Annotated in this window: 10 protein-coding genes; 6 read left to right on the top strand and 4 right to left on the bottom strand. The window is 61.4% G+C overall.

Going from position 1 to position 11,289, the window contains the following annotated elements:
• Positions 1-254: 254 nt before the first annotated feature.
• On the bottom strand, positions 255-1,421 hold the full coding sequence (locus tag J3361_RS10755; protein ID WP_207964451.1) for a 1-acyl-sn-glycerol-3-phosphate acyltransferase: 1,167 nt from the start codon (positions 1,419-1,421) through the stop codon (positions 255-257).
• A 139-nt stretch (positions 1,422-1,560) separates the two neighbouring features.
• Between J3361_RS10755 and J3361_RS10750 the strand changes: the two genes are divergently transcribed.
• The 3 genes from J3361_RS10750 to J3361_RS10740 are packed head-to-tail and all read left to right on the top strand — an operon-like array spanning position 1,561 to position 2,678.
• Positions 1,561-1,743: a CPXCG motif-containing cysteine-rich protein gene (locus tag J3361_RS10750; RefSeq protein WP_207964449.1), complete on the top strand. Its 183-nt coding sequence runs from the start codon at positions 1,561-1,563 to the stop codon at positions 1,741-1,743.
• A gap of 11 nt (positions 1,744-1,754) precedes the next feature.
• Positions 1,755-2,015: a DUF2007 domain-containing protein gene (locus J3361_RS10745; protein ID WP_207964447.1), complete on the top strand. Its 261-nt coding sequence runs from the start codon at positions 1,755-1,757 to the stop codon at positions 2,013-2,015.
• 39 nt (positions 2,016-2,054) lie between these two features.
• A complete protein-coding gene (locus J3361_RS10740; RefSeq protein WP_207964445.1) occupies positions 2,055-2,678 on the top strand; it encodes an SOS response-associated peptidase in 624 nt (207 codons plus the stop codon).
• 329 nt (positions 2,679-3,007) lie between these two features.
• On the opposite strand, the gene J3361_RS10735 is transcribed toward J3361_RS10740, so the two are convergent.
• The 3 genes from J3361_RS10735 to algW form a co-directional block, all read right to left on the bottom strand.
• The gene (locus J3361_RS10735) at positions 3,008-3,727 is read right to left on the bottom strand and encodes a DUF4198 domain-containing protein (protein ID WP_207964443.1); all 720 of its coding nucleotides are present in this window, start codon (positions 3,725-3,727) and stop codon (positions 3,008-3,010) included.
• A gap of 10 nt (positions 3,728-3,737) precedes the next feature.
• Positions 3,738-5,843, bottom strand: a complete 2,106-nt coding sequence (locus J3361_RS10730) for a TonB-dependent siderophore receptor (RefSeq protein ID WP_207964441.1) — start codon at positions 5,841-5,843, stop codon at positions 3,738-3,740.
• Positions 5,844-6,029: 186 nt separating this feature from the next.
• Entirely contained in the window at positions 6,030-7,190 is a 1,161-nt protein-coding gene (gene algW, locus J3361_RS10725) for a Do family serine endopeptidase AlgW (protein WP_207964439.1), read from the bottom strand.
• Positions 7,191-7,294: 104 nt separating this feature from the next.
• On the opposite strand from algW, the gene J3361_RS10720 reads away from it, so the two are divergent.
• The 3 genes from J3361_RS10720 to cysN all read left to right on the top strand — a co-directional run bounded on the left by J3361_RS10720 (position 7,295) and on the right by cysN (position 11,149).
• Complete coding sequence (locus J3361_RS10720) at positions 7,295-8,053, top strand: Nif3-like dinuclear metal center hexameric protein (RefSeq protein ID WP_207964437.1); 759 nt, start codon at positions 7,295-7,297, stop codon at positions 8,051-8,053.
• A gap of 270 nt (positions 8,054-8,323) precedes the next feature.
• Entirely contained in the window at positions 8,324-9,241 is a 918-nt protein-coding gene (gene cysD, locus J3361_RS10715; RefSeq protein ID WP_003178041.1) for a sulfate adenylyltransferase subunit CysD, read from the top strand.
• 9 nt (positions 9,242-9,250) lie between these two features.
• Positions 9,251-11,149, top strand: coding sequence for a sulfate adenylyltransferase subunit CysN (cysN, locus tag J3361_RS10710; protein WP_207964436.1), 1,899 nt, complete (start codon positions 9,251-9,253; stop codon positions 11,147-11,149).
• Positions 11,150-11,289: the final 140 nt, after the last annotated feature.

Here is an 11,289-nt window from a genome sequence, read left to right as displayed (position 1 = left end):
CACAGTCACGTGACACAAGCTCCAATCAGTCTGTACGCGCAGATGTCCACGGATCCGCGCCACCGCCGGAATCTCCCTCGAGCATATACCCGCCCGTGTAAGGGTGAGAGACGGGCAGCCCCACCTCGCCACAGAAGCCACAGAAGCCACAGAAGCCACAGAAGCCACAGAAGCCACAGAAGCCACAGAAGCCACAGAAGCCACAGAAGCCACAGAGGCCACAGAAGCCAAACCAGGTCCTCGCAAGCCTGGCTTTAAAGCGCCAACCCCGCCTTGACCCGATACTGATTACGCACCGGCGTCGCATATTGCAGCACCAGGAACGGCCGGTGTTCCGGCGGGCATGCGTCCAGTCGGCGCTGCCATTCCTCCTGGGCCTTGGCCAGTTCCTCGGCACCAAACACCTCGGCCGCCGTCGGCACCTGCAGTTGCGGGTCGGCGTCGGCCCATTGGGCGTAGGCCAGGTAATGCACCGGGAATAGCCGGTAGCCGCCGAGAATCTGCCGGTCCATTTCCAGGGCCAATTGCTTGGTGTCCTCGAACAGCTCGGTGATGGGCGCGGCGAAGTTCACGTGGACCCGGCCCTTGTAGCCGGTGATGCCCTTGGCGATGCTCACGTCGTCTTCGCCCGGGGCCTTGGTGTAGGTGCCGGTGGTGGCGCGGATGTACAACTCGCGGGCCTTGGCCTGGTCGCACGGGTCGTATTCGTAGCTGATCGACACCGGCGTGAGGTTCAGTGACTGGATCACCTCGCCGAACGGCTCGTCCTTGCGGCTCATGTGGAACATCTTGAGGATCGCCGATTCGGTCCGGTCGTCACCGTCCTTGGCCCGTCCTTCGGCCTGGGCGATCCAGATCGAGGCGCAGTCGTTGCGGATCGAATGGTTGATGTACGCCGACAACAACTGGTACGCCGCCATTTTTTCCCGTCGCCCGGTGATGGAGCGGTGCACGATAAAGCTCTTGTTCAGGCGCATCAGGTCGCTGACAAAAGGCTTTTGCAGCAGGTTGTCGCCAATGGCGATGCGCGGCGTCGGCAGGCCGGCGTGGTACACGGCGTAATTGACGAAGGCCGGGTCCATCACGATATCGCGGTGATTGGCGATGAACAGGTAGGCGCTGCCGGACTTGAATTGCTCCACCCCGGTGTAGGTCACGCCATCGGTGGCGCGCTCGATGGTGTGGTCGACGTAGAACTCCACCTTGTCCTGCAACGTGGCGACCGAGGTCACACCGGCGAACTCACGGCGCAGTCTTTGCGCTATAAGGGGTTTGAGCATCCAGCCGAAGGCGCCGGCCAGGCGTGGGAAGCGGAAGTGGGTGAGGATATCTAGAAACGCCTTGTCGCCGAGCAGCCGTGCCAGCACCGCTGGGACTTCGCTGTCGTCGTAAGGTCGGATGGCATCGAATTCGCCCATCATGCTCTCTTGTTGGAAACGGCTAGGGTAAGTAAAGGTTCGATCAAAAAAACGACAGGGCACGGCCTGGAAGATAAGCCAGACGAAAATAGCCCTGCAAATAGACCGGCGATTATACGCACAAGTCACCTGGGAGACCGCGATGCTGGAACAGGCTAGTTATGATTGTCCCTATTGTGGGGAGGAAGTAGAGACAACCGTGGATTTGTCCGGCGGTGACCAGACCTACATCGAGGACTGTCAGGTGTGTTGTCGGCCGATCACCTTTGTACTGCAAGTCCATGAAGAAGAGTGGCATCTCGAAGTCTTCAGTGAAAACGAGTGAAGGGGGCGCCCATGCAGCGAATCTACGAGCTGGACAACTTGATGGAAGGTGAGTTGCTGCAAGGCATGCTCGCCAGCGAAGGCGTCACGGCGCACCTGGTGGGGCGCGACCTGGTCGGCGGCGCGGGGGAGTTGCCGATGCATGGATTGCTCGGGCTGGCGGTGGAAGATGACCAGGCGCAATACGCCCGGGAGTTGATCGCCGCGTACAATGCCGCGCTGCCGCTGCCCGGCGATGAACCGGACAGCTACCCCGGCACGCTGGTCTGTTAGGCTGGCGGTCGTTCGTTCGATCAAGAGTCGTGTTGCCCCATGTGTGGACGTTATGCCCTGTTTCGCTGGAACCCTGCCTTTGCGGCCTTACCCGGCTTTCCCGCCGATCAGAAGGCCCAATGGAATATTTCGCCCAACGATTCGGTGCTGATGCTACGGGCCGGTGCCGAGGGCCAGCGCGAACTGGCGCGGGCGCGCTGGGGCCTGACGCCGCCGTGGTTGACCGACCTGTCCCGCACCCCGGCCCATGCCCGGGCCGAAACCGTGGCCGAGCAGCCGATGTTCCGTGAAGCCTTGCGCCTGCGCCGCTGCCTGCTGCCGGCCAACGGCTTTTATGAATGGCGCGGCGGCACGCGCAAGCGTCCGTACTGGCTGACGCCGGGGGAGGGCTCGTCGTTGTTTTTTGCCGCGATCTGGGAAGCCTATCCGGTGCAGGAGCAGGTGTGGCTGAGCACGGCGGTCATCACCCAACCGGCGGCGGGTCAGCGTCGACCGTTGATCCTGGACGAAGAAGGCCAGCGCCTGTGGCTCGACCCGGAGACGCCGCTGCATGCCTTGCAAGGGCTGCTGGCCAGCGAGCCGGCGCCATTGCGCGAGCGGGTGCTGGCCAACATGGTCAATGATCCGAAGCTCAATGGGCCGGAGTGCTTGACGCCGGCTTGAGTTTTGCGGCGCTTGTATTGGCCCCATCGCGAGCAGGCTCGCTCCCACAGTGGATTACAGGTGTATTCAAATTTCCCGTACACCGACCATCCCCTAATGTGGGAGCGGGCTTGCTCGCGAAAGGGGCATGACATCCAACATTCATGCAAGCTGACCCACCGCTTTCGCGAGCAAGCCCACAATAGCTTGTGGGTGTTCACAAAAAATGTGTGCACCGCCTGTCCCCTGTGGGAGCGAGCCTGCTCGCGATAGCGGCGGATCAGTCGACATTAATGTGGCTGACATACTGTCATCGCGAGCAGGCTCGCTCCCACAATAAGATTTGTGGGTTACTCGTGGTGCGGCTCACCCAGGAACGTCAGCGAAGTGAACACGCCACGGGTGTCCACGTCCTTGTTGTCCTTGAGCTTGATTTCCATGTGCGCCGCAATCACGTTCAAGCCTTCGTTACGCACCAGCACCTTGGCCCGCCCTTCGGCGTCGGTTTCCGTCGAGACGGTGTTCGGCGCGCTGCGGTAGTCGCCCACCAATTTCACCCCGGCCGCCGGTTTGCCGTCCAGCAGCACCCGGACCGGCAATGGCTGGCCCGGGCCTACGGTCAGCGGGTCGACTTCCGGCAGGATCACGAACTTGATCGGCTCCAGCGCCGGCAGTTTCGCCCCCGGCTCGTAGATCGCCAGGCTGTACTTGAACGTCTGGGTCGCTTCGACCGCCCCGGGCACTTTGCTGCGGCCTTCGTTGATCCACTTCTTGTCCGCCGTCTGGGACCACATGCCGTTGTCCAGCGCCACCGCCAGCACGGCTGGTGGCTTGAGCGGTTGCAGGCGGGCGTGGTCCGGCAGGCGTTCTACGGTGACCGGAATCATCTTGCCGCCCAGGTCATAGGCCCAGGCACCGCTGATTTTCTGCGCCTTGAAGGCATTGTCTTCGGCACCGTGGCCGTAGATCACTTCGATGTTGCCGCGACGCTGTTCGGTCCACAGGCCATGGGCCGAGGCCTGCGCGGCCAGGAACAGGCCAAGCAGGGCGAAGGTCTTGGGGTATTTCATGCTGACTTCCTTATAGATCGAGGGTGAGGCTGACAGTGAAGTTGCGCGGATCGCCGGGCGTGACCCAGTAATTGCTGTAGGAGCGTTCGTAGTATTTTTCGTCGAAGACGTTGTTCAGGTTCAGGCCCACGGTGACGTCATCGCTGGCCTTGTAATGGGCCAGCAGATCCACGGTGTGGTAGGCCGGCAGTTCGAAATCCTTGCCGGCTTCGCCCGAGCGATCGCCGACGTAAGTGAACGCCGCGCCGACATCCGAGCCACGCAAGTGTCCGTCCTGGAATTCGTAGACGCCCAGCAGGCTGCCGCTGTGTTTGGCGACGCCAAGGATCCGGCTGCCGGTGGGATTTCCCGGGTCACCCTTGGTCACTTCGGCGTCGATATAGGCATAGGCACCGATCACGCGCACGGCGTCGGTCACCTGCCCAGTGAATTGCAGGTCGATGCCCTGGCTGCGCGCCTTGCCCATGGCACTGTAGAAATCAGTCCCCGCGATCTGAGCCAGGACGTTTTCCTTCTCTATATGGAATGCCGCCAGGGTGGTACTCAGGCGGTCGTCGAACAACTCGCTCTTGATCCCCACCTCATAGCCGACCCCTTCCTCGGGATCGAAAGTCTTGCTGCTGGCATCCAGGCCGTTGTTGGGCTTGAACGAGGTGGAGGCGTTGGCGAACAGGCCGACCTCGGGCGTCAATTGATACAGCAGGCCGGCCCGCTGCGTCAGGGCGTCGTGGCGTTGGCGGCTGGTTTTATCGCGGGTGTGATCGTCGATGCTCTGCTCGAAATGCTCATAACGCACGCCGAGCATGCCTCGCAGCTTCTCGGTGAAAACGATCTGGTCCTGCAGGTTCAGCGCGCGGCTTTGTACATGTTCGAAGAAGTCAGGACCGGTGCGTTTGCCATCAGGTTTTGGCTGGCCGTAAACCGGTTGATAAATATCGATGGGATAAGCGCTGCCGTTGATGGTGGTCACGCGCTCGTTCTTGCGGTAGTCCTCGTATTCGCTGCCGATCAGCAGTTCGTGCTGCCAGGGGCCGAGGTCGAACAAGCCACGCAATTCCAGTTGGGTGATGCTGTCGTGCCAATTGTTGTCGCGCTCGCGATAGCGACGGTCCACCGTGTGGCCATCGGCGTTCAGCGGGCGCGCTTCGGAGGCGAAGCCCCAGAGTTCACCCTGCTTGTAATGGCTGGCCAGGCGCAGTTGCCAGGTGTCGTTGAGCTGATGTTCGAGGGCGGCCTGGAGCATGTTGTTGTGATTGTCGATGTCGCCGTCGTTGGGCTCGCCCAAAAAAGTCGAGCGAGAAACGCCGCTCCAGCGATTGTTCGGGGCGACGATGCCACGGTCGAACGTCGAGCTGTGGCGCACGATTTCGCTTTCCACCAGTAACCGGGTGCCGGGGTTCAATTGCCAACTGATGGAAGGCGCGACGAAGACGCGCTTGCTGTCGACGTGATCGCGAAAGCTATTGTTGTCCTCGACCGCCAGGTTGACCCGCGACAGCACGTTGCCTTCGGCGTCCAGTGGCGTATTGACGTCCAGCGCGGTGCGGTAGCGATTCCAGCTTCCGGCGCTGGTTTGCAGGGTGGTGAAGGCTTCCGGTTGCGGTTTCTTGGTGACAATGTTCACCGTGCCGCCAGGGTCGCCCCGGCCATACAGGCTGGCGGCCGGGCCTTTGAGCACTTCGATGCGTTCAATGTTCGCGGCGTCCGGTGTACTTGGATAACCGCGATTGGCGCTGAAGCCGTCCTTGTAAAACTCCGAAGTCGTGAAGCCGCGCACGCTGTATTCGTAGAGCGTCAGGCCACCGAAGTTGTTCTGCTTCGACACGCCGCCGGCGTATTCCAATGCCCGTTCGACGCTGGTGCTGCCCAGGTCCTTGAGCACGCTGGCGGGAATCACGCTGATCGATTGCGGGATATCGCGCAGGGCGGTGTCGGTTTTGGTGGCGCTGGCAGAGCGGGTGGCGCGATAGCCCGTGACAGGCCCGGTGGCGGATTCGTAGTCGGACGTTACGGTGATGGCGTCCAGCTCCAGCGGCTGGATTTCTTCGGCGTAGGCCGGATCGCCGAGCAGGCCAAGGGCGAGGCTGGCGATGGAAATCCGTTTCAGGGATGACATGTTATGTTGTTCCAATTTTTAGAATTGAAACAATATAACACTACCAATGAGAATTTATGCTATTTATCTTTCTCTGGAAACGTGGAGCCGAACGCCGTTTTTGTGGCGAGGGAGCAAGCTCCCTAGCCACAGGGTTTTGAGGAGGGCTTGCTCAGTTGCAAGGCCCTTTTATGGTTATGGTGCGGCTTACTGCTCTTCTTTAGGCACCACCGGCGCCGGCGGTGGGCGCAGGCCGATTTCAGCGGTGAGCTTGAGCTCCTTGCCGTTGCGCATGACCTGGATCGTCACCTTGTCGGTGGGCTTGATCCGCGCCACCTGGTTCATCGAGCGGCGGCCATCGCCGGCCGGTTCGCCATCGATGCTCAGGATCACATCGCCCAGTTGCAGGCCGGCCTTCTGCGCCGGGCCGTCGCGGAAGATCCCCGCCACCACGATGCCGGGCCGCCCGGACAAGCCGAAGGACTCCGCCAGTTCCTGGGTCAGCGGCTGGACTTCGATCCCCAGCCAACCGCGGATGACCTGGCCGTGTTCGATGATGGATTTCATCACCTCCATCGCCAGTTTCACCGGAATGGCGAAACCGATGCCCTGGCTGCCGCCGGACTTGGAGAAGATCGCCGTGTTGATCCCGGTGAGGTTGCCGTTGGCATCCACCAGCGCGCCGCCGGAGTTGCCCGGGTTGATCGCGGCGTCGGTCTGGATGAAATCCTCGTAGTTGTTCAGGCCCAACTGATTGCGCCCGGTGGCGCTGATGATGCCCATGGTCACGGTCTGGCCAACGCCGAACGGGTTGCCGATGGCCAGGGTCACGTCGCCGATGCGGATGCTGTCGGAGCGGCCGATGGTGATGGCCGGCAGGTTCTTGAGATCGATCTTCAGTACCGCCAGGTCGGTTTCCGGGTCGCTGCCGATCACCCGGGCCAGGGTTTCACGGCCATCCTTGAGGGCCACGACGATTTGGTCGGCACCGCTGGTGACGTGGTTGTTGGTCAGGATGTAGCCTTCCGGGCTCATGATCACGCCCGACCCCAGGCTCGACTCCATGCGTTTTTGCTTGGGCGAGTTGTCGCCGAAGAAACGCCGGAACTGCGGGTCTTCGAACAGCGGATGGCTGGGCTTGTTGATGACCTTGGTGGTGTACAGGTTCACCACCGCCGGCGCGGCGGTGGTCACGGCGTCAGCATAGGACACCGGCCCCTGCATCACCGCCTTGGTTTGCGGCGCCTGCTGCAGGTTGACGTCGAGGCTTGGCAGGCCGACCCACTCCGGGTAGCGCTGGATAATCAGCAGAGCGACAAGCACACCGGCCAATAGCGGCCAGCCGGAAAAACGCAGCGCCTTGAGCATTAAGCACGTCCTACAAAGGTTGCAGGCGGTATGAGACCGCCCATAATGTCGCGCATTATACGAGGCCGCGCGCGCCTCTGAACGGGATATTTAGGAGTCTTTTCATGGCCGTCGCCCTGAACACCCTGGTAGAAGAAGCGGACCGTTACCTGGCCAGCAGCCGGATTGCCGATTATTGCCCCAACGGCCTGCAGGTCGAAGGCGCGCCCCAGGTGACGCGCATCGTCAGTGGCGTCACCGCCAGCCAGGCGTTGCTCGATGCGGCTGTCGAGGCCGGGGCCGACCTGGTGCTGGTGCATCACGGTTATTTCTGGAAGGGCGAGAACCCTTGTATCACCGGCATGAAACAGCGTCGCCTCAAGACGTTGCTCAAGCATGACATCAGCCTGCTGGCTTACCACTTACCCTTGGACCTGCACCCGGAAGTGGGCAATAACGTGCAGCTGGCCCGCCAGTTGGACATCACCGTCGAAGGGCCGCTGGATCCGGATAATCCCAAGATCGTCGGTCTGGTCGGCTCCCTGTCCGACCCGATGACGGCACGGGATTTCGCGCGCAAGGTCCAGGAAACCATGGGCCGCGAGCCCTTGCTGATCGACAGCGGGCAGATGATCCGCCGGGTCGGCTGGTGCACCGGTGGCGGCCAGGGGTATATCGATCAGGCGGTGCTGGCCGGCGTCGACCTGTACCTCAGCGGCGAGGCGTCGGAGCAGACGTTCCACAGCGCGCGGGAAAACGGCATCAGCTTCATCGCCGCCGGGCATCATGCCACCGAACGTTATGGCGTCCAGGCGCTGGGTGACTATCTGGCGCGACGCTTTGCCCTGGAGCACATCTTTATCGATTGCCCGAATCCGATCTGACTAACGCTGAACCAACATGTGGAGTGGGCCTGTGGGAGCAAAGCTTGCTCGCGATGGCGTCGGCACATGCAACGCCGTTATCGCGAGCAAGCTTTGCTCCCACAGAGTTCACTGGCCCACACAGAATCCGTCACAAAGCCCGAACCGGCAGGCATATCCATATGCTGTTTCGATCTAGTTGGCGCCCTGATTAGAAGAGGTCGCTGTGCTAGGATTCCCCGCTCGAACACGGCCCGCTGGCCGTTCATAAGAAAGTTTTCGTGAGTAGCCATGGTCGACAAACTGACGCATCTGAAACAGCTGGAGGCGGAAAGCATCCACATCATCCGCGAGGTGGCCGCCGAGTTCGATAACCCGGTGATGCTGTACTCCATCGGTAAAGACTCCGCCGTGATGCTGCACCTGGCACGCAAGGCGTTCTTCCCCGGCAAGCTGCCGTTTCCGGTGATGCACGTCGACACCCGCTGGAAATTCCAGGAAATGTACAAATTCCGCGACCGCATGGTCGAGGAACTGGGCCTGGACCTGATCACTCATGTGAACCCGGACGGCGTGGCGCAGGGCATCAACCCGTTCACCCACGGCAGTGCCAAGCACACCGACATCATGAAGACCGAAGGCCTTAAGCAGGCCTTGGACAAATATGGTTTCGACGCCGCGTTCGGCGGTGCCCGTCGCGATGAAGAGAAGTCCCGCGCCAAGGAGCGTGTTTACTCGTTCCGCGACAGCAAGCACCGCTGGGACCCGAAGAACCAGCGCCCGGAGCTGTGGAACGTCTACAACGGCAAGGTCAACAAGGGCGAGTCGATCCGCGTCTTCCCGCTGTCGAACTGGACCGAGCTGGATATCTGGCAGTACATCTACCTCGAAGGCATCCCGATCGTGCCGCTGTACTTCGCCGCCGAGCGTGAAGTGATCGAGAAGAACGGCACGCTGATCATGATCGACGACGAGCGCATCCTCGAGCACCTGTCCGACGAAGACAAAGCCCGTATCGTCAAGAAGAAAGTGCGTTTCCGTACCCTTGGCTGCTACCCGTTGACGGGCGCGGTGGAGTCCGAGGCCGAAAGCCTTACGGACATCATCCAGGAAATGCTCCTGACGCGAACTTCCGAGCGCCAGGGCCGGGTCATCGACCACGATGGCGCAGGCTCGATGGAAGATAAAAAACGTCAAGGTTATTTCTAAGGGGCTGTCATGTCGCATCAATCTGATTTGATCAGCGAGGACATCCTCGCCTACCTGGGCCAGCACGAGCGTAAAGAGCTGCTGCGCTTCTTGACCTGCGGTAACGTCGACGACGGCAAGAGCACCCTGATCGGGCGCCTGCTGCACGACTCCAAGATGATCTACGAAGATCACCTGGAAGCCATCACCCGCGATTCGAAGAAAGTCGGCACCACCGGTGACGATATCGACCTGGCGTTGCTGGTCGACGGCCTGCAGGCCGAGCGCGAGCAAGGCATTACCATCGATGTCGCCTACCGCTATTTCTCCACCGCCAAGCGTAAATTCATCATCGCCGATACCCCCGGCCATGAGCAGTACACCCGCAATATGGCCACCGGTGCCTCCACCTGTGACCTGGCGATCATCCTGGTGGACGCCCGCTACGGCGTGCAGACCCAGACCCGTCGCCACAGCTTCATCGCCTCGTTGCTGGGCATCAAGCACATCGTCGTGGCCATCAACAAGATGGACCTCAAGGACTTCGACCAGGGCGTGTTCGAGTCGATCAAGGCCGACTACCTGAAGTTCGCCGAAGGCTTGAAGATGAAGCCCACCAGCATGCACTTCGTGCCGATGTCCGCCCTCAAGGGCGACAACGTGGTGAACAAGTCCGAACGTTCGCCGTGGTACACCGGCCAGTCGCTGATGGAAATCCTCGAGACCGTGGAAGTGGCGGGCGACCGCAACTTCACCGACCTGCGTTTCCCGGTGCAGTACGTCAATCGTCCGAACCTGAACTTCCGCGGTTTCGCCGGCACCCTCGCCAGCGGCATCGTGCACAAGGGCGACGAAGTGGTGGTGCTGCCGTCAGGCAAGAGCAGCCGCGTGAAATCCATCGTCACCTTCGAAGGCGAGCTGGAACATGCAGGTCCTGGCCAGGCGGTGACGCTGACCATGGAAGACGAGATCGACATCTCCCGTGGCGACCTGCTGGTGCATGCCGACAATGTGCCGCCGGTCACTGACAGCTTCGAAGCGATGCTGGTGTGGATGGCCGAAGAGCCGATGCTGCCGGGCAAAAAATACGACATCAAGCGTGCCACCAGCTACGTGCCGGGCTCGATTGCCAGCATCGTCAACAAGGTTGATGTGAACACCTTGGAAGAAGGTCCGGCCAGCGCGTTGCAGCTCAATGAAATCGGCAAGGTGAAGATCGCCCTGGATGCGCCGATCGCCCTGGACGGTTACGAGAGCAACCGCACCACTGGCGCGTTCATCGTCATCGATCGCCTGACCAACGGCACGGTCGGCGCCGGCATGATCGTCGCCCAGCCGCTGACCCACGGCAGCAGCTCGCACCATGGCAAACTGGCCCATGTGTCGGTGGAAGAACGCACCCAGCGTTTCGGCCAGCAGCCGGCCACGGTCTTGTTCAGTGGCCTGTCGGGCGCTGGCAAGAGCACGCTGGCCTATGCGGTCGAGCGCAAGTTGTTCGACTCGGGCCGTGCGGTCTTTGTCCTCGATGGCCAGAACCTGCGCCATGACCTGAACAAGGGCTTGCCGCAGGATCGTGCCGGGCGGACCGAGAACTGGCGCCGTGCGGCGCATGTCGCCCGTCAGTTCAACGAAGCGGGCCTGCTGACCTTGGCCGCGTTCGTTGCACCGAGTGCCGAAGGGCGCGAGCAGGCCAAGGACCTGATCGGCCGTGAGCGTCTGCTGACGGTCTACGTCCAAGCCTCGCCAACGGTGTGTGCCCAGCGTGATCCGCAAGGGCTGTACGCCGCCGCCGGCGACAACATCCCGGGCGAGTCCTTCCCGTATGACGTGCCGCTGGATGCCGACCTGGTGATCGACACGCAGTCGCTGACGTTGGAAGAGAGCGTCAAGCAAGTGTTGGATCTGCTGCGCAAGCGTGGGGCGATCTAAGGGGGGCAGCTACAAGCTTCTAGCTTCAAGCGGCAAGTAAAAGCCCGCCGATGAGTGATCATCGGCGGGCTTTTTCATTTTTCTATGGCGCAAACCCAATCCATTGTGGGAGCGAGCCTGCTCGCGAAAGCGGTGTGCCA

This window comes from Pseudomonas sp. OA65 (genome assembly GCF_017498305.1).
In the GTDB taxonomy this organism is placed as follows: domain Bacteria; phylum Pseudomonadota; class Gammaproteobacteria; order Pseudomonadales; family Pseudomonadaceae; genus Aquipseudomonas; species Aquipseudomonas zanjanensis.
Note: the sequence above shows the minus strand (reverse complement) of the source record. Positions and strands in the feature narration are given on the sequence as shown.